Source organism: Halogeometricum borinquense DSM 11551, from assembly GCF_000172995.2.
GTDB lineage: Archaea > Halobacteriota > Halobacteria > Halobacteriales > Haloferacaceae > Halogeometricum > Halogeometricum borinquense.
The window spans coordinates 1,702,255-1,725,177 of record NC_014729.1; the positions used below are offsets into that span (position 1 = coordinate 1,702,255).

The 22,923-nt window shown below is 59.6% G+C and carries 24 protein-coding genes and 1 pseudogene; 11 read left to right on the plus strand and 14 right to left on the minus strand.

Features of this window, described 5'->3' with window-relative positions:
- Positions 1-81 precede the first annotated feature (81 nt).
- Positions 82-879, plus strand: coding sequence for an enoyl-CoA hydratase/isomerase family protein (locus HBOR_RS08545; protein ID WP_006054882.1), 798 nt, complete (start codon positions 82-84; stop codon positions 877-879).
- Here HBOR_RS08545 and HBOR_RS08550 read toward each other — a convergent pair whose 3' ends face one another.
- Positions 880-1,953, minus strand: a complete 1,074-nt coding sequence (locus HBOR_RS08550; protein ID WP_006054883.1) for a complex I subunit 1/NuoH family protein — start codon at positions 1,951-1,953, stop codon at positions 880-882.
- An 82-nt stretch (positions 1,954-2,035) separates the two neighbouring features.
- Here HBOR_RS08550 and HBOR_RS08555 point away from each other — a divergent pair, with 82 nt between their 5' ends.
- From HBOR_RS08555 to HBOR_RS19705, 6 genes and pseudogenes are all read left to right on the plus strand, one after another.
- Entirely contained in the window at positions 2,036-2,686 is a 651-nt protein-coding gene (locus tag HBOR_RS08555; RefSeq protein WP_006054884.1) for a helix-turn-helix domain-containing protein, read from the plus strand.
- 148 nt (positions 2,687-2,834) lie between these two features.
- Positions 2,835-3,041 carry a DUF2061 domain-containing protein gene (locus HBOR_RS08560; protein WP_006054885.1) on the plus strand — a complete coding sequence of 69 codons (207 nt, stop codon included), beginning with the start codon at positions 2,835-2,837 and terminating at the stop codon, positions 3,039-3,041.
- Positions 3,042-3,079: 38 nt separating this feature from the next.
- Entirely contained in the window at positions 3,080-3,808 is a 729-nt protein-coding gene (locus tag HBOR_RS08565) for a ThuA domain-containing protein (RefSeq protein WP_006054886.1), read from the plus strand.
- Positions 3,809-3,988: 180 nt separating this feature from the next.
- Positions 3,989-4,358: pseudogene (locus tag HBOR_RS08570) on the plus strand (SWIM zinc finger family protein).
- A gap of 138 nt (positions 4,359-4,496) precedes the next feature.
- Positions 4,497-5,738 carry a hypothetical protein gene (locus HBOR_RS19700; protein WP_144018704.1) on the plus strand — a complete coding sequence of 414 codons (1,242 nt, stop codon included), beginning with the start codon at positions 4,497-4,499 and terminating at the stop codon, positions 5,736-5,738.
- Between the two features lie 2 nt (positions 5,739-5,740).
- Complete coding sequence (locus tag HBOR_RS19705; protein ID WP_013440596.1) at positions 5,741-6,745, plus strand: hypothetical protein; 1,005 nt, start codon at positions 5,741-5,743, stop codon at positions 6,743-6,745.
- Between the two features lie 546 nt (positions 6,746-7,291).
- Here the strand turns inward: HBOR_RS19705 and HBOR_RS08580 are convergent.
- The 7 genes from HBOR_RS08580 to HBOR_RS08610 all read right to left on the minus strand — a co-directional run bounded on the left by HBOR_RS08580 (position 7,292) and on the right by HBOR_RS08610 (position 14,753).
- Complete coding sequence (locus HBOR_RS08580) at positions 7,292-8,170, minus strand: alpha-amylase family protein (RefSeq protein ID WP_006054889.1); 879 nt, start codon at positions 8,168-8,170, stop codon at positions 7,292-7,294.
- Positions 8,171-8,471: 301 nt separating this feature from the next.
- Positions 8,472-8,936, minus strand: coding sequence for an aspartate carbamoyltransferase regulatory subunit (gene pyrI / locus HBOR_RS08585; RefSeq protein ID WP_006054891.1), 465 nt, complete (start codon positions 8,934-8,936; stop codon positions 8,472-8,474).
- 58 nt (positions 8,937-8,994) lie between these two features.
- Positions 8,995-9,906, minus strand: a complete 912-nt coding sequence (gene pyrB, locus HBOR_RS08590; protein WP_006054892.1) for an aspartate carbamoyltransferase — start codon at positions 9,904-9,906, stop codon at positions 8,995-8,997.
- A gap of 118 nt (positions 9,907-10,024) precedes the next feature.
- Positions 10,025-10,765, minus strand: coding sequence for a DICT sensory domain-containing protein (locus HBOR_RS08595; RefSeq protein WP_006054893.1), 741 nt, complete (start codon positions 10,763-10,765; stop codon positions 10,025-10,027).
- Between the two features lie 113 nt (positions 10,766-10,878).
- Complete coding sequence (locus HBOR_RS08600) at positions 10,879-12,135, minus strand: Glu/Leu/Phe/Val family dehydrogenase (RefSeq protein WP_006054894.1); 1,257 nt, start codon at positions 12,133-12,135, stop codon at positions 10,879-10,881.
- 145 nt (positions 12,136-12,280) lie between these two features.
- The gene (gdhB, locus tag HBOR_RS08605; RefSeq protein ID WP_006054895.1) at positions 12,281-13,576 is read right to left on the minus strand and encodes a glutamate dehydrogenase GdhB; all 1,296 of its coding nucleotides are present in this window, start codon (positions 13,574-13,576) and stop codon (positions 12,281-12,283) included.
- Between the two features lie 319 nt (positions 13,577-13,895).
- Positions 13,896-14,753 (minus strand): HpcH/HpaI aldolase/citrate lyase family protein, encoded by an 858-nt coding sequence (locus tag HBOR_RS08610; RefSeq protein WP_013440597.1) that lies wholly within the window; start codon positions 14,751-14,753, stop codon positions 13,896-13,898.
- Positions 14,754-14,811: 58 nt separating this feature from the next.
- On the opposite strand from HBOR_RS08610, the gene HBOR_RS08615 reads away from it, so the two are divergent.
- From HBOR_RS08615 to HBOR_RS08625, 3 genes are all read left to right on the plus strand, one after another.
- Complete coding sequence (locus HBOR_RS08615) at positions 14,812-15,333, plus strand: MaoC family dehydratase (protein WP_338035043.1); 522 nt, start codon at positions 14,812-14,814, stop codon at positions 15,331-15,333.
- A 100-nt stretch (positions 15,334-15,433) separates the two neighbouring features.
- Positions 15,434-16,213: a PH domain-containing protein gene (locus HBOR_RS08620; protein ID WP_006054898.1), complete on the plus strand. Its 780-nt coding sequence runs from the start codon at positions 15,434-15,436 to the stop codon at positions 16,211-16,213.
- Complete coding sequence (locus HBOR_RS08625; RefSeq protein WP_006054899.1) at positions 16,210-16,761, plus strand: PH domain-containing protein; 552 nt, start codon at positions 16,210-16,212, stop codon at positions 16,759-16,761. Before HBOR_RS08620 ends, HBOR_RS08625 begins: the two co-directional genes overlap by 4 nt.
- A gap of 78 nt (positions 16,762-16,839) precedes the next feature.
- Here the strand turns inward: HBOR_RS08625 and HBOR_RS08630 are convergent, their stop codons facing one another.
- The 4 genes from HBOR_RS08630 to HBOR_RS08645 form a co-directional block, all read right to left on the minus strand.
- Positions 16,840-17,199 carry a DUF5658 family protein gene (locus HBOR_RS08630; protein WP_006054900.1) on the minus strand — a complete coding sequence of 120 codons (360 nt, stop codon included), beginning with the start codon at positions 17,197-17,199 and terminating at the stop codon, positions 16,840-16,842.
- Positions 17,200-17,323: 124 nt separating this feature from the next.
- Positions 17,324-19,108 (minus strand): acyl-CoA carboxylase subunit beta, encoded by a 1,785-nt coding sequence (locus HBOR_RS08635; RefSeq protein ID WP_006054901.1) that lies wholly within the window; start codon positions 19,106-19,108, stop codon positions 17,324-17,326.
- A gap of 62 nt (positions 19,109-19,170) precedes the next feature.
- Positions 19,171-20,070 carry a class 1 fructose-bisphosphatase gene (locus tag HBOR_RS08640; protein ID WP_006054902.1) on the minus strand — a complete coding sequence of 300 codons (900 nt, stop codon included), beginning with the start codon at positions 20,068-20,070 and terminating at the stop codon, positions 19,171-19,173.
- A 281-nt stretch (positions 20,071-20,351) separates the two neighbouring features.
- Positions 20,352-21,395, minus strand: coding sequence for a DUF7409 domain-containing protein (locus HBOR_RS08645; RefSeq protein ID WP_006054903.1), 1,044 nt, complete (start codon positions 21,393-21,395; stop codon positions 20,352-20,354).
- Positions 21,396-21,538: 143 nt separating this feature from the next.
- On the opposite strand from HBOR_RS08645, the gene HBOR_RS08650 reads away from it, so the two are divergent.
- Entirely contained in the window at positions 21,539-22,405 is an 867-nt protein-coding gene (locus HBOR_RS08650; protein WP_006054904.1) for a 3-hydroxyacyl-CoA dehydrogenase family protein, read from the plus strand.
- 19 nt (positions 22,406-22,424) lie between these two features.
- On the opposite strand, the gene HBOR_RS19985 is transcribed toward HBOR_RS08650, so the two are convergent.
- Positions 22,425-22,577 (minus strand): hypothetical protein, encoded by a 153-nt coding sequence (locus HBOR_RS19985; RefSeq protein WP_006054905.1) that lies wholly within the window; start codon positions 22,575-22,577, stop codon positions 22,425-22,427.
- 42 nt (positions 22,578-22,619) lie between these two features.
- On the minus strand, positions 22,620-22,847 hold the full coding sequence (locus HBOR_RS08655; protein WP_006054906.1) for a hypothetical protein: 228 nt from the start codon (positions 22,845-22,847) through the stop codon (positions 22,620-22,622).
- Positions 22,848-22,923: the final 76 nt, after the last annotated feature.

A 22,923-nucleotide genomic window follows, 5' to 3' on the forward strand; every position in this document is an offset into this window, starting at 1 on the left:
GGTTGGCCAGCGTTGCATGTGACGACGACGGACTGCACAGACGACCATGAACTTTTGTATCGTGCATCCGTCGTACCTCGCATGACGGAAGAAACTGACAACGCGGTTATTGTGTCTCAGGAGGGTGGCATCGCTACGCTGACGCTGAACCGGCCAGACGTGCGAAACGCGCTGACGACGGACGTGACCGCAGGCGTCCGCGATGCTCTCGATTCGCTCGATGACGATACTCGGTGCGTGATCCTCGAAGGCGCCGGCGGCGCGTTTTGTGCCGGTGGCGACGTGAACGCGATGCTCCAACTCCGTGCGGACGAGTGGACGACCGACGAAGCCGTCCGGCACGTCATCAACGACACCGCGGACGTGGTGAAACGTGTCTACGACTGCGAGTACCCGACAGTTGCGAAAATCGACGGACCGGCTGTCGGCGCGGGCGGTGCCCTCGCGCTCGCTTGCGACGTTCGCGTCTTCTCCGCTGAGGGGCAAATCGGGTTTAACTTCGAGCAACTCGGCCTCGCTATCGATTCGGGCGTTTCGTATCTCCTCCCCCGCGAAGTCGGTGCGGGTGTGGCGAAGGAACTCGTCTACACCGGTGAGATTCTCGATGCCGAACGGGCGGCGGACGTTGGCCTCGCTAACCGCGTCTTCGAGGAGGACTTCGAAGCCGAATTCGACGCGTTCGTCGAAACCATCGCGTCCGGGCCGACGGCGGCCCTCCGAACCTCCAAACGACTCCTCCGGCGCGGCTTCGAAGTCTCGCTCGACACCGCTATCGAACACGAGGCGGCCGCACAGGGTGCGATGTTCGAGACGGACGACCACGAGGAGGGCATCGATGCCTTCCTCGAACACCGCGATCCCGAGTTCGGCGGTCGGTAGCTACGTCGCCAGCATACCGACGATGACCGCCGTGAGGAGCAGATTGACGAACGAGAGGACAAGTAGACCCTTCCATCCGACTTCGATGAGTTGGTCGATTCGGAGTCGCGGCACCGCGGAACGCGCCCACTGCGTGAACAGAAACACCGCCCAAATCTTGACGAGGAACCAGACGAAGCCGGGAAGCACCGGTCCGGCCGGGCCACCGAGGAAGACGGTGGCGAGTATCGCACCACCTAAAAAGAGGTGGATGAACTCGCCCATATAGATGAGCACCCAGTAGACGCTACTGTACTCTGTCTGGTATCCGGCGACGAGTTCGGTCGGCGCTTCGGGCGCGTCGAACGGATTCCGGCCGACCTCTGCGAGGTTCGCTATCAGGAACAGCACGAAGGCAAAGGGGTTGACGAACGCGTACCACGAGGGTATCGTCACGCCCATCACGGTGAGAAGTGGGTTTGTCTGCGTGGCGACGATTTCGCTCATCTGGAGGCTTCCAGTGAAAAGCACCACCGACGCGGCGGTGACGACGAGTGGAATCTCGTAGGCGAGGTTGGCCGCGATGGCGCGCAGGCCGCCGATGAGCGAGAACTTGTTGTTCGAAGCGTATCCGCACATCGTCAGTCCCAGCGTTGCTATCGAGGCGACGGCGAAGGCGTAGGCCAGACCCGTCTCGGGGTCGGCCAACTGGAGTTCGATGCCGAAAATCGAACCCATCGGAATGACCGCAAACCCGAGAAGCGCCGAAAACGGGACGAGTATCGGACCGATATCGTACGCTGGCCGATCCACGCCGTCGGGCACGATGAGCTCCTTGCTGAGAAGACGAAACACGTCGGTGACAATGACGAGAAGGCCGAACGGCCCGGTTCGGTTGGGTGCGATGCGGTCGGTGAACGCGGCCGTCACCTTCCGCTTTGCCCAGATGACGACGGCCGCACAGTTCAATGGGACGAGTGCGACGATGACAGCGGCCACGAGCGCGGAGACGATTTGTTCTGGCAGAGATGGAGCACCACCGAACAGTACCCGAGCGATTGTTTCGGGGAGAAGCGTTGTCAGCGGAACGTGCATATCTGAGAATCGGTCCGCGTTCGGAGGTCGATTCTGCGGGAGATGTTCGGTATTTTATAAGTGGCTGGTCGAACCGCGAACTGTGAAGTACCTTCGTCTGACTGTCGAACCGGCGGACCGGGAGATTCATCCGGTTCATACGATCATGACGGAGCGGCCGTTCGTCGAACAAGTTCAGATGCTGCACTGGAACCTCTCGGACTTTGAGCTACCCGCCCTCCTGTTTTACGTCGTTGGAGATGCCACGAAAGTCGCGGACGGATTAGACGCGACACCCGAGATTGAGACGTTCGACATCACGCGAATCGATGACGGCCGGTTCTACTGTTTCACGCTGGGTGAGACGACAGACATAGAGCGAACACTATACGCGACGTTCACCAGAGACAAACTCATCGTCCTCCCGCCGCTGACCTACGACGCGTCTGGCGGGGTGAACTTCGAGATAATGGGACGTCCCGAGATGCTTCGCGACACCTTACAGCGCGTGCCCGACGGAATTGATATCTCGGTCGAACGGGTTGGGGAATACGATACGGCGCGGCAGACAATCGACGCCGCCCTCACGTCCCGCCAACGCGAGGCCGTTCTCGCCGCGATGTCACTCGGATACTATGAGACGCCACGCAAGGCGACGATCGTGGACGTGGCGGCGGAACTGGACTGTGCGAGAAGTACGGCGGCCGAACATCTCCAGAAGGCGGAGGCGCGTATCATCCGAACAGTGCTGTGAACGGAACGCTCTCTCCTAATTAAATTTAATTAAATATTATGTGGTGCGCGTCAGTAGCTGCCGAGGAGCGATGTCCCCGACGATTTTGAGACCTCCCCTAGCGACGTACCGAACCGAGTCGAACGTTCGAGCAGGGGTGCGATAAACAATGGAGACGCACCGCCGGTCGATACTCAAGGCCGCCTCGTACCGACTGTTCGCCACGTCTCTCGTGTTCGGTATCGCCTTCGTGTACACCGGCCAGTTCGGATCAGCGGCGAAAATCGGTATCTCCGCCGCAGTTGCGAAGACGGCACTGTACTACTTCTGGGAACGACTCTGGGACAACATCGGCTGGGGACGAAAAGAGCAGTAAACGGTGACTACTTGACCGCCCTCCGTGTCGAACCCGACATGAGTGCGGACCTCTCTATTACGGTATGGAACGAGTACCGCCACGAACGCGACAGCGACGATGTCGCGGCGGTGTACCCCGATGGCATCCACGAAGCCATCGCCGAGGGATTCGAGGAGCGCGGGTTCGACACGCGGACGGCGACGCTGGACGACCCCGAACACGGTTTGACGGAAGGAGTTCTTGACGACACTGACGTGCTGACGTGGTGGGGCCACCGCGCGCACGATGCGGTGTCCGACCACATCGTCGAACGCGTGGTCGAACGCGTCCACGACGGAATGGGGCTTCTCGTTCTCCACTCGGCGCACTACTCGAAACCGTTCAAATCTCTCATGGGGACTTCGTGCTCGCTGAAGTGGCGCGAGGCGGACGAACGCGAACGCATCTGGGTCATCGAACCCGGACACCCAATCGCCGAGGGTCTGCCCGAACAGATCGAGATTCCGGAGGCGGAGATGTACGGCGAACGCTTCGACGTACCCGCACCTGACGAACTTGTCTTCACCAGTTGGTTCGAAGGCGGCGAGGTGTTCCGGTCGGGGTGCTGTTACACCCGTGGATCGGGCAGGGTGTTCTACTTCCGACCAGGGCACGAGACGTACCCCATCTACTACCGCGACGACATCCGCGATGTGTTGGCGAACGCCGCGGAATGGGCCGCGCCGACGGACGGTCCCGATCCGAACTTCGGCAACGCGGATCCCCTCGAAGCGTTGAGCGACTGACGGCATCCATCCGGTTTGCCGACTACAAGCGTCTGAGGGGCAATCGTCGCACATTGGCAAGAATCTGCCACTCTCACTTCGACCTCCTCTCTACGACAACTGACCAGAAACCGACACACGACGTGTATTGACCGCAGCACGAGGTGCCCGAAGGGCTGCGCGCATTGCGTGCTGGCTATCATGACTCCTGTTCTACCAGAATTCGATCCACCTGCGCGCGTCCTCAAGTGGGCGCAGTACGAGGCGTTCGCGTTCGAACTGCTCGACGGCGACATCCGCGTGCGAAACGAGAGCTACGCCGACCCGGGCGCCCACGAATATCGGGTTCGAATTCGGGATGGCATTCCCCATTCGTGTTCGTGTCCCGCCGACGAAAGCGGTGACGGCCCGTGTAATCATCGGGTTGCGGTCGCAATTCGACCACGAATACTCGAACTTGACGTGCAGATGCACGTCATCGCTGGCGGCGGTTCGTCATCGAGCGGCGGGTGACGACGCAACGAATCTCCCTTGCGAGTGCGATCAGGTGTCTGAAGGTGTGCCGTGCTGAAACTGGGTCGACGCTGGAGACAGTTGTGAGAGGAGGATTTCCTACTGTGATAGAGTTCAAACACTACCGAATATAACACCTAACTAAATGTAATACAAATGAAAATATATATATAATAGTTAGAAGAATAACATGTTGATGGTCGAAAAAGACCCTCAATCATCTCGTCGGAGCGTTCTGAAATGCCTCGGGGCTACGGCTCTGGTTATGGGAACAATTGGTGAAGTGTCTCACTCAGCTAAGGCAAAAAAATCGATATCCCACACAACGTTACGAGGTAAGGTTTCTTCACCGATTGACGTCAAAGAAATTGAAAAAGAAAAGGAAAAATTCCTGAACAAACTGACAAAAAATAGAAGTCGTGCATTTTTGGATGCTGAACAGGCATTCAACTCGGAGAGTATTATTGGATACAACCTAATCCGTCTGAAAAAGGGGACAGTCCACGAGCAATTTGTTGTGGTAAACAGAGAGAATAAAAACCAGATAGAGACAAACAAACGGGTCAATAACAGTGGAACCAGCAGTGAGGTAACAAATAAGACGGGAGTTAGACCAAACACAGCTACTGAAAGTCCTTCATCAGTTAACAAATGGCTACATTCAAAAGCAGACGAACTTCTCATGCGTGGAGTTAATGAGGTGGAGTCATCGACCTCGACTACTCAAGCACAAGTCACATCTTCCGACGAAGTCGACTGGAGTAGCTGGGAGCAGTTTGGGAAAACGGACGTTTATTTCCAACTCCCGCCAGATGATCTTAACACACGTCCAGGAAATATTGAACTCACGAACAGAATTAGACGTTCTTCTGAAGATTCGCGGGTGAGTGCTCGAACAAAGATTCGAATGGAACCTGGACGACAGATTTGCAATGATGATCGAGATGAATACTGTTCACCGAGCGTTCAGACTGGGTGGCTCAATAGGCGATGCGTGATCAACCATGACTGGGATCAATACAAAAATGATGTTTCAACCGAGGACTTGATCGTTGGCACTACCCCAGAAGGCCAAGAATCAGATGTTCAGGGAACTTATACTGGTTCGATTTCACTCAAGCTTGATAGAAACCCAGAGTTAAATCTTGGTTACAGTACTAGCGTCACATACCCGGGTTCTGATCTTACTGATAAAACTACTAAGGCTACAGGACGAGCAGAATTTGAATGGGAAGCAAACACACCTAAAAGTACGTCTGCAAAGAATAATGCAATATTTTCAGTAGCTAGTGGGGCAAGATATAAGCCTTCCTGTAGTGGGCAAATTGTGTTCTTAGATATCGACATTGATTTCGTCCACAGCTTTGATCTGGAAGGGAACTGGGTGAATAAAATAGTGAATGATAAACACTACAGTTACTACGCAGACTGCGAATAGTAATGTCGGGAATTGAACTGTCACGGCGTGCTGTGCTTGCGCTTGGTGGAACCGTAGGTAGTGCCGGTGCCGTTGCCGGTCTACTGTGGAATCAAAGTCACCAGACACCAACACTTGGAGCGGATGCGTATACTGCATCAACTGCACCAGCAGGCAGTAGTCCGTTGCTGTTGGCAAATATCGACCGTAAGGAGCCAGCACAAACGGCCACGTCAGTACTCTACGAAATACTCAGTTCGCGTGAGTTTGAAGCGATACCGAAGGCCGTCCGAGGCATGTTCAATTCGTCCGAAACTGCTATCGATGTAGAGAACGTCGGGAAAATAGTCTATTTCGGGTCAGAAGCAGACCCCCGTGCAAGTGGTGTAGTGATCTGGGCAGATTGGCAAGCTGACAAACCAGCCAACATATTAAAAAAAGAGAGTAATATGACAGTTCACTCAGACACCCTGCATAACCAACGCATATATACAAGTGGTAGTACGAGCGCTGCAATACTTGGTGACGCCGTCTTTGTGTTTGGTTCAACAGCGGTCGTCGAAGATACCCTTGGGGTCTGGCACGGCACTGGACAGCCAGAGACTGGGGCCACACTAGATGCATTTTCACGAACACCGTCGCAAGCAGCGATTCGGTTTACCTTTGACAGTCTCCAATTCAACTGTAACCGTCTCGCTTCTGGCTACTCTGAGGCCTACGAAACAATTAAGCAGGGATACGGTTCTGTTTCGGAATCGGGAACAGAATTCACACTCCGGTTTCGGGTTTCTACAGATGGGTCTGCACGTGAAGTGGCGGCTGCACTCCAAGCAGACCTCAAAGAAGCCAGCGAAAGAAGCGAGGAGACGAATCGGAGGGACGCCTCTCCGAAGGTAGTTTCGCAAGTTTCTGTTAGCCACGAGGCGGATACTGTCTCTCTTCTGTATCGCCCTGTTACGAACGAACACCAAAGCCATGCAGGCGACGTGCTTAAAGACGCAGTCTGTCTTACTGGCCTATCCGACTGATAATTCGAGAGCCGACGGGTCCTGTAACCTCCCTGTACACCAGCATACTCGCAGCGTGTTATAGAAGTCGTGAGAAACAAGAAAATTAAGACGTGTTACCGTAGCGAATGTAACGGTAGCATGAACAGATAGAACTGTGGGCACTGTCTAGTTAAGCGGAGCGAGTGGATTTCGTCCGCGTGAGGCGGTCTGTGAGAATTGGTGCATTCGAGAATACCGGTTCGACGGGTTTCGAACGGGAACGGCGCTCTCCGTATCGAGACGACCAAGCACTCAGTGGACGACCGAGGCCGACATCGAGACGACTCACTCGACTGAATCCGCGTAACTAGACAGTGCCCAGTAGCCCTATCTGTCAATCAATATAAATTGTCTGCGGCCCACCTAGCGACTATGGCAGAACCGACTGCGGGACAGCGTCGTCTCATCCTCGGGTTGTTCGCTTTCGCGTTCCTCGTCTTCGTCACTGGAATCGTCGTCATCGCGTACCTCTCGGGGGTCATCTGACGACTGCTTTGGAACCGGCTTCCAGCGTTCCCCGCTTAGTCAGTCGTCCTCGTCGTCCGGACGGTGAGTGACGCCTTCCTGCTGGTCCGCGCGCTTTCGACGGAGGGCCGCGGCCGCGTTCGAGGCGTCGTATCCGAAGCAGACGTGTTCCGCGTATGACTCGGCCACCTCTGTCGCGTGGATGAGGTCGTCGAGGTCCATCTCCGCATCAACGGCGTACAGTTCGATGGCGAACGGCACGTCTACCGGGTCTAAGAGCGACTGGAAGCCTTTTGCGATGGTTTCCAGCCAGTAGGTCGTCCCGTAGTGAACGTCGTACAGCGGCACGACGAACTCGTCTACGTACTCCGCGAGCGCTTCGATATCGAGTCCTGCACGGCGGTAGAGATGACCCGGATACGGGTCGGGATAGAGCGTCAGATAGGTCCGGCCGGGGATTCGGTCGGCCGCTTCGGCGACGAACTCGGTGATGATTTCGGCGCGCCACTCGTACCAGTCGTCTTCGTCGCCATCGACGCCGTTCTCCTCGACCCACTCATCGAACAGGCGTTCACACCGGTCGCACCGACAGTAGCCGTCTCGCGGGAATCCCACGTCGTCCAGTCGAACGTCGGGGTTCTCATCGGCGCAGTCCGTGACGATTTCGAGGAGCCCCTCGCGGTAGTCCTCGTTGGTCGGGCAGATGTACGCCCAGTCGAAGTAGCGTTGATCGCGTGTCGCGAGGGTTCCCTCACCATCCACGGGGACGAGTTCGGGGTTTGAGTTTGCGGCGGCGGTGTCGCCGAAACACGACACCATATTCACCGCTTCGGGAAGCGGTTCGGCCGCCCGCCCGGTCACGTCTTTGACCTCGTAGAACGCCCTGTCGAAGTCGGGCCACTCCACCTCGTCGGGGTTTCGCGTGACGACGCCGTACATGCACCGACGTTACCGAGCGAGTGCCATGAGTCGTTCGTTCGGCGTCGCCACTTGTGCCACAGAGCCGAAAAAACGGGGAAGAATTCGCGGGCGATTCGATGTCGTCGTCTTACTCTTCGACTTCGACTTCCACTGGCTCGCTCCCGCCCGAGACGAGAACGTAGATGACAGCTACCAGTGCGAGTGCGAAGAGCAGTTTGGCCTTTCCGGACATACATGGCCGTACGACGCTTCGGTACAAAGTGATTTCCCCTTGTATCGGAGACAACTTCGAGACGCCGACTGATTTTTCGTGTCGGAATCAGGCGGCGTCGAGGTTCGACGCAACTTCGTCTTCGCGGACGATGGTTCCGCAGTACCCACAACGCAGGCCGTCGGAGAGAACCTCGAACCGCGAGGCAACCGGTTCGTCGGCGTTCGTGATGCAGTTGCGGTTCGGACAGGAGACGACGCCCGTCACCTCGTCGGGGCGTTCGACGCGTTTCTTGTCTACGACTTCGTAGTCGCGGACGATGTTGATTGTCGCCTCCGGCGAGATGACCGAGAGCACATCGACTTCTGACTGACTCAGCTCGCGGTCTTCGACCTTCACGATGTCCTTGCGGGCGAGGCGGTCCGAGGGAACGTTCATCCCGATGGAGACGCTTTCGCCGCCGGATCCGTCGATACCGAGAATTGCGAGGACGTTCAGTGCCTGCCCGGCGGTCAGGTGGTCGATAACGGTGCCGTCGCGGATCTTTGAGACGCGGAGTTCTTTGTCGCTCATCGTTTGGTACCTCCGGTGACATCGAGATCGGTGTGCGCGTCGCGTACGTCGGAACGCATCAGTTGTCCTCCAAGAGCATGTCCAAAAGCGCCATTCGAACCGGCACGGCGTTGTGTGCCTGCTCGAAGTATTTCGCGTGCGCTGTCTCGTCCACCTCGGGGGCGATTTCATCAACGCGCGGGAGCGGATGCATCACCGTCAGCGAGTCTTTTGCGTCCGAGAGATCGTCGGCGTCTATCTGGTACTGACCGGCGACTTTCCGGTACTCGTTCTCGTCGGGGAAGCGTTCGCGCTGGATGCGCGTCACGTAGAGGACGTCGAGTTCCGGCAGCACCTCGGACAATTCGGTGTGTTCGCGGACCTGCGCGCCCGATCCGTGCAGGTCATAGCGGACATTCCGGGGAAGACGGAGGCTCTCGGGACTGATGAAGTGCTGTCGGGCGTCGAAGTTCGTCAGCGCCTCGGCCAGCGAGTGGACCGTCCGTCCGTACTTCAGGTCGCCCATGATGCCGATAGTGAGGTCGTCCAGTCCAGCGTTCTCCCGAATCGTGTACAGGTCGAGGAGGGTCTGCGTAGGGTGTTGCCCCGCGCCGTCGCCCGCGTTGATAACGGGGACATCGACGAACTCGGAGGCCATCTTCGCCGCACCTTCGAGCGGGTGGCGGAGGACAATCGCATCCCCGTACCCCTCGACGACGCGGACGGTGTCGGCGAGGCTCTCTCCTTTCTTCACCGACGAGGACTCGACCGGTCCCATATCGACGGTTCTGCCGCCCAATCGTTTCATCGCGGTGTCGAAGCTCATCCGCGTGCGGGTGCTTGGCTCGAAAAAGCACAGCCCGAGTACCGTCCCAGCGTGCCGCTGTCGCCACGCCGCCGGGTCGGCGTCGATATCCGCCGCGCGGTCGAGCACCGCCTCGACGTCGTCCCGCGAGAGTTGAGTCGCGGAGATGAGGTGGTCCTGACGCATCGTCGGATAGGAGGGTGGGACCGACTTGAATCACTCGTCTTCGAATCGAGAAAGAGTCGTTTCGGTACTATTCGGCAATCTGCTATCGAAACAGTATGTCCGACAAAGAAGTGCCTGCTCAGCGACCAGTCATTCGATGTCTATCTGATCGCCCGTCAAGGTAGGTTTCATCTACGTAGTCAAAGATGTAATCGACGGTCGCCGGGTCGTACGTCCAAAATCCGTAGAACCGGTGCGGTTCGCGTTCTTCGGCGAGAAGCGCACACTTTGCCTCGTCGTTACCGCCGCCATCGAAGGCGACGAACCACACGTCGCGAATCTCCTTTGCTCGGCTCGGGTAGACCTCGAATGTGCCGTCGTGGTCGGGGAGGTCAGTGTCGGGATGGGCGAGAACGGTCACGTCGAGGTATGACTTGCTTCCCAACTGTTCGTAGACAGGGATCTGTTTCTCGAAGTCTGAGTATCGCTGAAATCCGGAGTAGAGTCGCCCGCTGGAGCGCCACGCTCGGTCCTCTATCTCTCGGGACGCTGCCACCATTCGCTTCGTATCGTACGAGGTGAACATTGTCTCGTCCAACTCGTTTAAGATCGGTTTGTACGGCTTCGCGTCGAACTCGGGGGTCCGTAACTCTCCACCGTCCGGAAGAACTTCCGAAAGCGCCGTCGCGGCCAGAACACGGTCTCCCTCTGCGAGGACGACGTACTCTTCAGGTCCCGAGTCCGACGGTGCTGCCGTTACGCGCACGTTCCGATCAGCGAACCGCTCTGCGACGGACTCTACCGTCTCATCGTCGGCGTTGTGGACGATGAGCGTCTTCTCGCTCCTCTCAACGCCCGATATTAGTCCAATAAGTGACATGATGACATTTTTAGTGTAAATTTATATAACTGTTTCTGCGGGTACTGCGGAAATAATCACGCAGTGTGTGAAAAACGGGGTAGTCCGTCCGGTTGATGCGTTTCAGCGAAGATTTATGGCCAGTTGCCGTTGTCCGAGTAGGCGTCTACGACGCGCTGGATAGCGACGACGTAGGCGGCGGTGCGGAAGTTCGGCAGGTCGTGTGAGTCGTACGCCTCGACGAGGTTATCGAACGCCTCGGTGATGACGCGTTCGAGTTCGTCGTTGACGCGCTCTTCAGTCCAGTAGAAGCGCTGGCGGTTCTGGACCCACTCGAAGTACGAGACGGTCACACCGCCCGCGTTGGCGAGGATGTCGGGGAAGACGTACACGTCGCGCCCGGTGAGTTCGTCGTCCGCTTCGGGCGTGAGCGGGCCGTTGGCGGCTTCGACCACGACATCGGCCTGCACGTCCTGTGCGAGTTCGCCGTCGATGGCGTTCTCCAGCGCCGCCGGAATGAGCAGGTCGACGTCGAGCGTGAGCAACTCTTCGTTCGTCATCTCCTCGTCGGCTTGGTCGTACCCGCTGACCGACCCCGTTTCGCGCTTGAACTGCTTTGCGGCCGCCGTGTCGAATCCGCCTTCGCGGTAGATTGCGCCGCTGGAGTCGGAGACGGCGACGATGTTCGCCCCGATGTCTTCGAGGAGGTTCGCCGCGACGGACCCGGCGTTCCCGTACCCTTGCACGGCGACGGTAGCGCCTTCGATGTCTTTATCGAGGTAGTCGAACGCTTCGCGTGCGGTCAGCATGGTCGAGCGGCCCGTCGCCTCGACGCGGCCCTCGCTCCCGCCGGAGGAGATGGCTTTGCCGGTGACGACGCCGGGTGCCGTCTTGTGCTCAAGCTTCTCGTACGTGTCCTTGATCCAGTTCATCTCCCGCTGACCGGTGTTTACGTCCGGTGCGGGGATGTCTTGGTCCTCGCCGATGAGTGGGCGGAGTTCCTTGGCGAACGACCGCGTGATACGTTCGAGTTCGGCGGCCGAGTGTTCGCGGGGGTCGATGACGATACCGCCTTTGCCGCCGCCGTACGGGATATCAACGACAGCACACTTGTACACCATCCACCCCGAAAGCGCCTTCACCTCATCGCGGGACACGTTCGGGTGGTATCGAATACCGCCCTTGTACGGCCCTCTATCGCCGTTGAACTGGGATCGGAACGCTTTGAATCGCTTTCGCGTTCCGTCGTCCATATCGACCGAGAGGTTGAGTTCGAGGACGCGCTCGGGATGCTTCAACCGTTCTACGACATCGTCTTCGACGTCGAGAAACGCCGCCGCGTCGTCTATCTGTTCCTGCAGACTCTCGAATGGATTCGCCTCCTCGCTCATACTGAGGGCACTGCCCGGAGGTAGGTTAAGTCTGACGGGGATAATATCATAGAATGATGATAATACTCACTTAGGATGTTTCTATCCCCGCCCGCACGCAGTCAACGGATACGTTCTGTGCGGCGCTCGATGACGGCTGGCCGAGTCAGGGCCAGACGCCGCGTCGTTCGTGCGCCTCTGCGATGCGTTCGAGTGCGACGATGTAAGCGGCATCACGCCAACTCACGTCGCGTGCTTCGACTTCGTCGCGCACGGCGTTCCACGCGTCGTTCATCTCCGATTCGAGTTCCTCGTGGACGCGTTCGAGCGACCATGCTCGGCGGTTGATGTCCTGCAACCACTCGAAGTACGAGACGGTCACACCGCCCGCGTTGGCGAGGATGTCTGGAATGACGGGGATGCCGCGCTCCGTGAGCATCTCGTCGGCGGCGAACGTCGTTGGTCCGTTCGCCCCTTCGACGATCACGTCCGCCTGAATGTCGTCGGCGTTGTCGGCGGTGATGACGTTGCCGATGGCCGCGGGAATGAGCACGTCAACGTCGAGTTCGAGAATCTCCTCGTTCGACAGCTTCTGCGGCGCGTCGTACGTCATCACGGCCTCAGGCTCTTCCTTGTGCGTCGGTACGTCGCGCGTGTCGAGTCCGTCAGGGTCGTAGATTGCACCGTTCACGTCCGAGACGGCGACCACGTTTGCACCCCAGTCGTCGAGGAGTCGTGCCGCGTTCGCGCCGACGCTCCCGAACCCTTGGACGGCCACCGTCGTCTCCGAGAGGTCCCAGTCGTAGTACTTGACTGCCTCGCGGGTGATGATGGCGACACTTCGGCCGGGTGCGCCGTCGCGGCCCTCACTCCCGCCGATAACTGGCGGCTTGCCAGTGACGACGCCGGGCGTCGTTTCGCCTTCCTGCATCGAGTAGGCGTCCATGAACCACGACATGGTCTGTGCGTCGGTTCCCATGTCGGGTGCGGGAATGTCGGTATGCGGACCGACCACGTCACGGAGCTCCTGGGCGAATCGGCGAGTGAGCCGCTCGACCTCTTCTTCGGAGAGGTCTTTCGGATCCACGACGACGCCGCCTTTGGCTCCGCCGAACGGGAGGTCCATCACCGCGCACTTCCACGTCATCCACATCGACAGGCCGATACATTCCTCCCGCGTCACGCCCGGGTGGAACCGCAACCCGCCCTTGTACGGGCCGCGAACGCTGTCGTGCTGGGCGCGGAAGCCGGTGTACGCTTCGAGGGTCCCGTCGTCACGGCGAATCGGGACCGTCACCTCGTGGACCTGCGCGGGATGCTTCAGCCGCTCGACAATGTTCGGGTCGAGCGTCAGTTCGGCCGCGGCGCGGTCTAACTGACGACGAGCGGTCGCCAGCGCAGACTCGGGTTCCGCTTCTGTCTCTGTCTCGTCCGTAGATACGGCAGTTGATTTCGAAGACATCTATTGCTGTGACGTGCGGCGTCGCCGCTGCCGGACACACCGCTGTCCGACTCGTTGTGTCGAACTGACTACACTCCGTCGCGTTCGACGGGCGACACCTGCCATCGGACCGTCTTAATCGGTGGTGTCTAATAAATATTAATGTCCTTATGGTATATTAATTCATGGAGTCACTGTAGAACATTGCCGCACGTTCATTAATCACTGGTGTCCGAAAAGACGGCGTATCGCCGGCTCAATCGACGGAATACTCGGAAAGTTTACTCACGGACGAGCAACCGATTCGAGTTCGTTTGCGCCGACGGACGCAGAACGTGGGTTACCGGTCCGCCGACGCGCCGGCGCGTTCGAGGATCCGTTCCGCCTGTGCGATGAGCGGTGCGTCAATCATCTCGTCGTCCACGCGGAAGACGCCCGCCCCCGACGTTTCGGCCTCATCACGGGCGTCGAGTACTTTTTCCGCCCATTCGACTTGATCCGGCGAGGGCGTGAACGCGTCGTTGATCACTGGCACCTGTGCTGGGTGGATCGCCATCTTGCCATCGTAGCCCAGCGAGCGGGCGAACTCCGTCTGTTCTCGCAGGCCCGACTCGTCTTCGAAGTCAGTGTGGACGGTGTCGATGGCGTCAATTTCCTCCGCGGCGGCGACGACGACAACGCGTTCGCGGGCGTACAGTACCTCCGTTCCTTCCTCCGTACGGGTCGCTCCGATGTCCGCCGCGAGGTCCTCCGCGCCGAAGATGAGTGCCGTCGTCGGTCCCTCCGCGGCGATGTCGGGCGCGTTCAACACGCCACGGGCAGTTTCTATGAGGGCGAAAACGGGCAGCGTCCATCCCCGCGCAGCCAGTTCGTTGTCTACCTCACGGATATCCGCGGCATACCCCGCTTTCGAGACCATGATTCCATCCAGCCGTACGTCAACGTCGCCGTCCGGACCGAGGACGCCGTCCAAGTCGTCTGCAACCGTCTCGCTTGCGACGCGGACGAGAATCTCGGCGTCCGGATCGAACGATGGGTCCGAGAGAACGTCTCTGACGGCGGCCCGCGCATCGTCTTTCTTCGACGGTACCACGGCGTCTTCGAGGTCGAAGCAGAGTACGTCCGCCCCCGCGGACGGCGCTTTACGCATCAACTCCGGCCGGTCTCCCGGCGAGAAGAGGAGGCTTCGTCGTGCCATACCAACACCACTCGGGGCGGCGGTTTGAAAGTATACCACCAACTCCGACGCACCTTCGATGCGGCAGCGTCCTTCGGGGCGACCGAGAACCGTCACGGTTTTTCCGGAGAGACGAGACAGTCTGCACATGACCGGCCGTTACTACGAGGACTTCGAGGTGGGCGAGACAATCGTCCACGAGAAGCGACGAACCGTCTCCGAATCCGACAACCAGCGCTTCTGTGACATGACGATGAACCAGCAACCGTTGCACCTCGACAGCGAGTTTGCTGCGGACACGCAGTTCGGCGACCGCCTCGTCAACGGTCTGTACACGATGTCGCTGGCCGTCGGACTCTCTATCCCGGACACCACCGACGGCACTATCGTCGCCAACCTCTCGTACGATAACGTCGAACACCCACACCCCGTTTTCCACGGCGACACCATCCGTGCGCAGTCCACCGTCACCGATAAGCGAGAGACGTCGGACGGCGAACGCGGCGTCGTCACGATGCACGTCGAAGCGTTCAATCAAGACGACGAACTCGTCTGTGAGTTCGACCGCACGGCGTTAGCGCTGAAGCGCCCCGACGAATAACGGAATCGCCGTCGTTCTCTCCCGACGCCTTCGAAAGCTGTTCTCATATCGTGAGTGTCATGACCGAACGGTTATCCCTCCCCATTCCCTCACGCCGTCTATGGAACCAGAACTGGATTGGTTAACGCTGGACGACGACGAGGAAATCGTCTGGTCGGATACACCGCACGGTGCGAGTATCGTTCCCGCGCTGATCGTGGGTGTCCCGCTCTCTTTCGTTCTTATCGGGATTCCCATCGTCGTCTCGGCGTATCTCTCGCTTCGCAACACCCACTACGTGGTCACGACGGCCGGTCTCTACCGAAAGTCGGGGATTCTCTCGCGTGACGTGCAGAAAGTCGGCTTCGACAAAGTGCAGAACACCTCCTACAGTCAAGGTATTCTCGGATCGTCTGTTGGTTTCGGTAACGTCGATATTAGCACTGCCGGGGGGTCGGGCGTCGAAATGCGGTTCCAATCCGTCGAGAACCCGCGCGACGTGGCCGAACTCGTCAACCGCCACGTCAAGCAGTCCACCGGCGGACGTGACGACGCTGGGGACAAGGAAGCAGTCTTGGACGAGGTACTGACGGAACTCCGCGAAATTCGTACGCTGCTCGAACGCGACGAGTCGGCGGCGCTCGACACCACTCGAACCGCTGGCGAAAGCGAACAAGTCGAGATGAACACGATAGACGAACTCGTATCCGAGCGTCCGGACGACGAGGAGAACGAGGCTGGGAAATCAGACGCCAGCAGTACTGACGAGACGGGTTCGTCGGACCGTAACGACGAAGCGAACGCTTCGGACAGCGGCGACGAGACGGACTCCGCAGACGACAACACAGAGACCGGTTGGACGACCGACGACGATACCGACCCGCTCGAATTCGACCGATGAGCAACCCTGATTGGATCACGCTCGACGACGGCGAGACGGTCGAATGGACTGGCAGTCCTCGACTCGTGAGCGTGTTCGCACAGTTACTCGTTGCTGTCCTCGTCGTCGTCGGATCGGTTGCCCTTCCGGTCGTCATCCGATTACCGTTGATCGCCATCGGTCCCGGCATCCTCCTTGCTCTTCTCATCACCATCGCAAGCGTCTATCCCATCTACACGACCGCATTCCTCGTCACCGACCGCGCGGTGTACACGAAGCGAGGTCGGCGCTCTCGGCGGGTGACGACGCTCGAACTCGACCGGGTGCAGGACGTCTCATATAGTCAGTCGGCGGTCGGCGGCGTTCTCGGTTACGGCACCGTCACGGTCGAAATCGCGGGCGGTGGCAACGTGTCGCTGAGCGCCGTCGGCGACCCGAAAGCGGTTGCAGACCTCGTCGGCCGTCTCACCCGCGGTACCGCCGACACGATCCCCGGGTCAGTCGAACAGTGGCGGGCCGTACGTGACGAACTCCGCGGCATCCGCTCGGCGCTCGAATCCAGCCGCTGAGATTTTAACGTAAAGGCGACACCAACCCCGCCGTCGCGGGTCAATGCAGGTTACCGCGGGAGTGATTCGCCGCCAGAGTCAGTAGCCACCGAAGATGACGAGAAAGTTGGACAGCGATGCGATAGCCCACGGCGTTGCGACAGCGAGGGGGATGAGCGGACGCCCCATCGGCGGCGCGATGCGCGTGAAGACGACGGCGACACCGATGACGAACGTCTTCAGCGCGACCATTGCCGGGAGCGGCCCGAAGAGGACCATCGTTGCGCGGGCGACGGGATTCGCCTCCTCGAAGCCGAGGCTGAGACCGTAGGCGGTGAGCGCCACGTCGAGGAGGTATGTGACAACGACAGCGACCCAGAGTACACCCTCTCGCTCCGCAAGGAGGTCGAGGAGGTTAGTGACTGTGGTTGCCGACGTCGAGACGTTGGGGGCTGCCATATCACGCCTCTCGGCGGGAACACTCCTCAGTAGTCGGTGCATAGCGAGTGATTCTCCTACTAAGGGGAACGTTACCGTTCGGTAAACGTCGGCATATATTCCGGTGGAGGGCCATCAGTCCGCCTTAGATAACGGTGCCGTGCTTTTTATCCGGGAGAGATTTGTCAACGTCCGCGTAGAACGCGAACCGGCCGGCGAGTTCGGCGCGGAGATCCGAGGGTGGCACGATTTCGTCGATGACGACTTCGCTGGCCATCCGGTGGGCGTCGATGTCTTCGCGGTACTCCTCGCGGAGTTCGTCCTCGCGTTGCTTCCGTTCTTCGGGGTCGTCTATCTCCGCGAGTTTGTTGGCGTAGACGGCGTTGATCGCCGCTTCCGGACCCATAATTCCGATCTCGCCCGACGGGAGAGCGATGACGCTTTCGGGGTCGTAGGCGGGGCCGCCCATCGCGTAGATACCTGCGCCGTAGGCTTTGCGGACGACCACCGTTTGCTTGGGAACCGTCGCAGACGACGTCGCGTAGATGAACTTCTTGCCTTTCTCCAAGATAGCGTCTTTCTCGACCTGCGACCCGGCCATGAAGCCCGGTGTGTCACACAGGTAGAGCAGCGGAATCTCGTAGGCGTCGCAGGTCCAGATGAACTCGGCCGCCTTCTCGGCCGCGTCGGGGAAGATAGCGCCCGACCGCTGGGTTGGTTGGTTGGCGACGACGCCGACGGGCCGGCCGTCGATGCGGGCGAACGCGGTGACGATTTCCTTTCCGTAGTCGGGCTTGAGTTCGAAGACGGATCCGGCGTCGACGACACGGTCCAAGAGGTCGTGAACGTCGTACGGGCGGTTCGGCGCTTCGGGAATGAGTTCGTCGATGCCGTCGGGCGAATACTTCGGCGGCACCGTCTCAGACTGCGGTGGTTTCTCACCGGCTTTGTCGGGCAGATACGACATCAACTGTGCGACGAGTTGGCGGGCATGCGCCTCGTCGCGGGCAACGAGGTCCGCGCTGCCGGACTCCTCGGCGTGCATCCGTGCGCCGCCGAGGTCCTGCATGTCGATCTCCTCGCCGGTGACCATCTCGACCATGCGCGGGGAAGCGATAGCCATCGCGGACATTCCCTCGACCATGATGGTGAAATCCGCGAAGACGGGCGTGTAGGCGGCGCCGGCGATACACGGACCGTACAGGACGCAGATCTGCGGAACGCGCCCCGAGAGCATCGAGTGGTTGTAGTAGTACTTGCCTATCCCTTCGCGGTTGGCGAAAAAGCCCGTCTGCTGATCGATACGTCCGCCGGAGGAATCCATCAGGTAGAGGACGGGCTTGCCGTTCTTCAGGGCGCGCTGCTGCATTCGAAGGAACTTCTCGACGCCGTGGCGCGCCATCGACCCTGCCTTTACGGTGAAATCGTTCGCCATGAAGTGGAGGTCGCGCCCCTCGAACGTCGCCGCGCCCGTGATGAGGCCGTCGGCGGGCAGGCGGTTGCCCTCGTCGTCTTCCTCGACTTCGGGGCTGTCGGGGTGCCATCCGTCGAAGTGAGCGAACTTGCCGTCTTCGAACCGAATCCCGTTCTCGGTGTCTGTTTCCTCGCTTGCGGATTCGCCGGTCGAGTCAAACCAAAGGTTGAGTCTGTCGCGGACGAACAGTTTCCCTTGATCTGCAAGGCGGTCGCGGTACTTTTTCGGACCCCCTTCGAGGATGTCACGAATCTCCTCGCGTAAAGCGGCCTCCCGCTCCGTCGGCTCCAGCTCGTCGTCCAGCGGATACTGCGTCGTCGGTGCCTCAGCCGTCGCCGCCGGTGCGTCCTCGCCGTCCGCGTATACTTCGACTGCCGTGCCGAGGTGTCGTGCGAGGGCACCCGCGATGGCGGACGCTTCTTCGTCGGAGGCGTCCGCGCCGATTCGGACCTTCATACCCGGGACTGCGCGCGGTTGTTCAAAATGGTTTTCTATGTAGTATTTGCCGACCGCCCGTATCAGTCCTCGGCGAAGGCGGCTTCGAGTTTTTCAATAAGTTCCTCGTTGCCGACGTACACCGGCGTCCGCGCGTGCAACTCGTCTTTTTCGACCGCCAGCAGCGACTGCTCGCCGTCGGAGGACCGCCCGCCTGCCGTCTCGATGATGTATCCAACTGGGTACCCCTCGAACTGAACGCGGAGTTTCCCTTCGGGACTGTCCTGTAACGTCGGGTACGCGAAGATACCACCGTACGTGAGAATCTGGTTCACGTCGCCGATCATCGACCCGCCGTAGCGGAGTTTCATGCTCGCGTCGGATTCGATGTCGCGGGCGTACTCGGTGAACGATTCGACCCAATCGGGGACGCGCCCGCCGAAGCCGTACACGGTCGGGTCGTCCGGAAGCGTGATATCCTCGCGGACAGCCTCGTACTCGCCGTCTTCCTGAATGACGTACTCAGTAACAGTGTCGTCGCGGGCGACGATCATCGTCGTCGTCGCACCGTAGAGGACGTACGCCGCCGCCAGCATATCGGCACCCGTCGCCGGAATCGGGGCGTCGTAAACGGCGACAATGGTCCCCATCGTGTTGTTCGGTTTCAGGTTCGAAGACCCGTCGAGCGGGTCTACACAGACGGAGAGGCCCGAACCCGTATCGATCACCGCAGGACGCTCTTCGCTCGCGTACTCACCGACACCGTCGATGTCACCGATTCGTTCGCAGAGCAGGTCGTCGGCGTAGACATCCGCTTCCATCTGCGTCTCGCCGGACGGATTGTCTTCCTCGGCGTAGATGCGCCGTCCGGGCAGTCCGGAGCGAATTTCGGGGGCAGCGCGGGCGACTACGTCGAAAATTTGGGTGATAGTCGATTCGTCCGATTCCGTTTCCGTGGGGTTTGTCTCATCCTTCGTGGCCATCGGTCAGAACACACCTCCGTATGTCGAGACGGAGCGTGTAGGGGGCGTCTCGGTGCGTCATCGACGGTCGGGAAGTCAGTCGGTCAGGGGGGATACCGTCGGACGTACCACCGGTTCTCATCAGTTCCGAGTCCGGTCAGCAAATATATAAAGATGGTGTCGTTAGGGTGCTATATCCGCACCCACAACAGACGATTATGCAGCTCTAAGAGGCTCTATAGCGTCGCAAAAATTGCTCTCAATAAATTAATTCGAAGAGTAAATAGTTCTCGTGCGTTGGGTCAGTCGAAAGACGCTCGTGCCGCCTCGCACCACCGTTCGACGCGTCGTTGGTCGAGTTCGAGCGCGTCAGCCACACTCTCTGGGTCAGCAGTGGCGAGTCGGCGGACCGACCGGATACCCGCGTCCGCGAGTCGGTCCGCGTGAGTGTCGTCCACACCGCCGAGGACCGTCACCGGCGTTGGCGCACTCTGTTCGCGCCATTCTGCCTCCGCCTCGGTAGTGAACACGTCCGATTCGTCGTCGCCGCGCACTGAGTCCGACGCGGTGTCGTCACGCACCGATTCAGTCGCACGCTCACGCCATGCGGCCTCTCCAGTCGTCTCTGCGTCGTCGGCATCGGCCTCAGTTGCCTTCTTCCGCCATTCGACCTCTTCGTCTCGGGTCGGGTCCTCGTTTCCATCCGCGGACGCTTGCGCTGTCGCCCGCCACGCGGATTCGCCGTCGGTCGGTGAGGCCTCATCGGAGTCACCGTCAGCCTCGAACTCTGCGCTTTGGGTCTGCCATTCCGACTCCGCGTTTGTCGCGTCGCCGGAGCCGTCCGTCTCTGCGGGAGCATCGTCTTCGGCCCATCCCGACGAGGCGGCGACCCACGCGCGCTCTTCGTCGTCCAAGCCGCGGACCTGCGAGGACCGCCGCGACAGATCCGAATCCGTGGAGTCGAACGACCACGACAGCGAGTGTTCGCGCCGAATCTTCGCAGCTACCCCCGGATGGACGCCCTGTTCAGTTAGATCGCGGTAGGAGATACGCTTGCGAGTGATATCTTCCACGCCGATAGCCGAGTCGCGCAGTGCCTCGGCGGTCTTCGGGCCGATGAATCGTAACTCTTCGAACGTCTCGGGGACATCCTCGTCGAGTTCGTCTTCGTCGACGACGGTCCACGGAAGTGGAATCTCACCGTCGCTCGCGGTGGGCGCGGCCGCACTCCACGACCCGTCCGGCTCGCTTTCGTCTCCCCCCATCCCTCTGTCCTCCGACCCGCCGACGGCATCGCCCTCGGCGCGGTCGTCTTCCCCATTCTGGTTGTCGCCACCTTCGTTCACGCTTTCACCCGTTGAGGAGTACCTTCACGTTCCGCAACTTGAGAGTTTCCGTGATTGTCCGAATTCATTCACGTCCTTGTCCCGGGGACGGATTCCATCGTCGGTCCGTCACGTTTAGAAGCCGTCGCTGCGCATCGACGTTCATGGACATTCGTGAGTTACCGGATGTAGAAACGGTCGGCGTCGTCGGCGCGGGAACGATGGGCAACGGTATCGCGCAGGTGGCCGCCATGGCCGGGTACGATGTCGTGATGCGGGACATCAAGATGGAGTTCGTCGAACGCGGCCTCGACAGCATCGAAGACTCCCTCTCGCGGTTCGTCGAGAAAGATCAACTCTCGCAGACGGAAGCAGACGACGCGCTGGACCGCATCCGCGGGACGACAGAGTTGGCAGACCTTGCCGTTGCGGATCTGGTCGTTGAGGCTGCTGTCGAAGATATGGATGTCAAGCGCGACATCTTCGCGGACTTAGACGAGGTGACGGACGAGGACGTGGTGTTGGCGACGAACACGAGCACGCTCTCGATCACTACCATCGCCGCCGCGACAGACCGCCCGGAGAACGTCGTCGGTGTTCACTTCATGAACCCCGTTCCCCTGATGAAAGGTGTCGAAGTCGTCGTCGGCGAGAAGACGGATTCGAAGGTAGTCGAACTCGCCCACGAGTTCTCCGAGGAACTCGACAAAGAGACGTGGGAGTCCGACGACAAGCCCGGATTCGTCACGAACCGCATCCTGATGCCGTGGATAAACGAAGGTATCCGTGCCTACGACGAGGGCGTCGCCACCAAGGAGGACATCGACCGCGGGATGACGCTCGGAACGAACGTCCCGATGGGGCCGCTGACGCTGGCGGACCACATCGGCCTCGACATCTGTCTGGACGCCTCCCAGACGCTGCACGAGGAACTCGGCGACCGGTACAAACCGGCGTACCTCCTCAAGCGGAAGGTGGACGCGGGAGACCTCGGAAAGAAAACAGGGCAGGGATTCTACGACTACGACTAGGCGACGTTTCTCCCTTCTGCTACCACGTACACTTCGAACATAGCTCCTCGCCGAGTTCGTCGGGTTCGGCTTCCTGCTCCGCGCTGGTGTCTACGACTGATGACTCTACGCAGGCGAGGATGTCCGTCCGATGCCACCGACCGTCTGCGTCTTGAACGACAGTCACAGGCATACGTTCGAATCATCTCAGCCGCGTTAGGAAAGACTATCGGCGCTATCGACGGACGGCGGCGACGACGACGCCGGCGAAGAGGAAGACGAATCCGGTCCCGACGAACACGAACGCAAACGCCCGAACCGTCGGAAGGATGTCGCCCGCAGCAACGTACGTGAGTGCGCCTGCAAACCAGAACACAAGCGCGACGAATCCACCAACGAACAGCGCCGTACGAGCGTCGAAATAGTCGTCTGCGGGCACGAGCGGCGATTCTCGTTGTAGCATGTTAGTTCTCACGTTGACAGACTGAGTATCAACGCTGAACATCTGCGCGAACCATTTATCCGGAGGTCGCCCTTCA

Bases quoted from the DNA above. Each gene is read 5' to 3' on its own strand.
- HBOR_RS08545 (WP_006054882.1), top strand. From the start codon at position 82: ATGACGGAAGAAACTGACAACGCGGTTATTGTGTCTCAGGAGGGTGGC.
- HBOR_RS08550 (WP_006054883.1), bottom strand. From the start codon at position 1,953: ATGCACGTTCCGCTGACAACGCTTCTCCCCGAAACAATCGCTCGGGTA.
- HBOR_RS08560 (WP_006054885.1), top strand. From the start codon at position 2,835: ATGGAGACGCACCGCCGGTCGATACTCAAGGCCGCCTCGTACCGACTG.
- HBOR_RS08565 (WP_006054886.1), top strand. From the start codon at position 3,080: ATGAGTGCGGACCTCTCTATTACGGTATGGAACGAGTACCGCCACGAA.
- HBOR_RS19700 (WP_144018704.1), top strand. From the start codon at position 4,497: ATGGTCGAAAAAGACCCTCAATCATCTCGTCGGAGCGTTCTGAAATGC.
- HBOR_RS19705 (WP_013440596.1), top strand. From the start codon at position 5,741: ATGTCGGGAATTGAACTGTCACGGCGTGCTGTGCTTGCGCTTGGTGGA.
- HBOR_RS08580 (WP_006054889.1), bottom strand. From the start codon at position 8,170: ATGTACGGCGTCGTCACGCGAAACCCCGACGAGGTGGAGTGGCCCGAC.
- pyrI (WP_006054891.1), bottom strand. From the start codon at position 8,936: ATGAGCGACAAAGAACTCCGCGTCTCAAAGATCCGCGACGGCACCGTT.
- pyrB (WP_006054892.1), bottom strand. From the start codon at position 9,906: ATGCGTCAGGACCACCTCATCTCCGCGACTCAACTCTCGCGGGACGAC.
- HBOR_RS08595 (WP_006054893.1), bottom strand. From the start codon at position 10,765: ATGTCACTTATTGGACTAATATCGGGCGTTGAGAGGAGCGAGAAGACG.
- HBOR_RS08600 (WP_006054894.1), bottom strand. From the start codon at position 12,135: ATGAGCGAGGAGGCGAATCCATTCGAGAGTCTGCAGGAACAGATAGAC.
- gdhB (WP_006054895.1), bottom strand. From the start codon at position 13,576: ATGTCTTCGAAATCAACTGCCGTATCTACGGACGAGACAGAGACAGAA.
- HBOR_RS08610 (WP_013440597.1), bottom strand. From the start codon at position 14,753: ATGGCACGACGAAGCCTCCTCTTCTCGCCGGGAGACCGGCCGGAGTTG.
- HBOR_RS08615 (WP_338035043.1), top strand. From the start codon at position 14,812: ATGCGGCAGCGTCCTTCGGGGCGACCGAGAACCGTCACGGTTTTTCCG.
- HBOR_RS08620 (WP_006054898.1), top strand. From the start codon at position 15,434: ATGGAACCAGAACTGGATTGGTTAACGCTGGACGACGACGAGGAAATC.
- HBOR_RS08625 (WP_006054899.1), top strand. From the start codon at position 16,210: ATGAGCAACCCTGATTGGATCACGCTCGACGACGGCGAGACGGTCGAA.
- HBOR_RS08630 (WP_006054900.1), bottom strand. From the start codon at position 17,199: ATGGCAGCCCCCAACGTCTCGACGTCGGCAACCACAGTCACTAACCTC.
- HBOR_RS08635 (WP_006054901.1), bottom strand. From the start codon at position 19,108: ATGAAGGTCCGAATCGGCGCGGACGCCTCCGACGAAGAAGCGTCCGCC.
- HBOR_RS08640 (WP_006054902.1), bottom strand. From the start codon at position 20,070: ATGGCCACGAAGGATGAGACAAACCCCACGGAAACGGAATCGGACGAA.
- HBOR_RS08650 (WP_006054904.1), top strand. From the start codon at position 21,539: ATGGACATTCGTGAGTTACCGGATGTAGAAACGGTCGGCGTCGTCGGC.
- HBOR_RS19985 (WP_006054905.1), bottom strand. From the start codon at position 22,577: ATGCCTGTGACTGTCGTTCAAGACGCAGACGGTCGGTGGCATCGGACG.
- HBOR_RS08655 (WP_006054906.1), bottom strand. From the start codon at position 22,847: ATGCTACAACGAGAATCGCCGCTCGTGCCCGCAGACGACTATTTCGAC.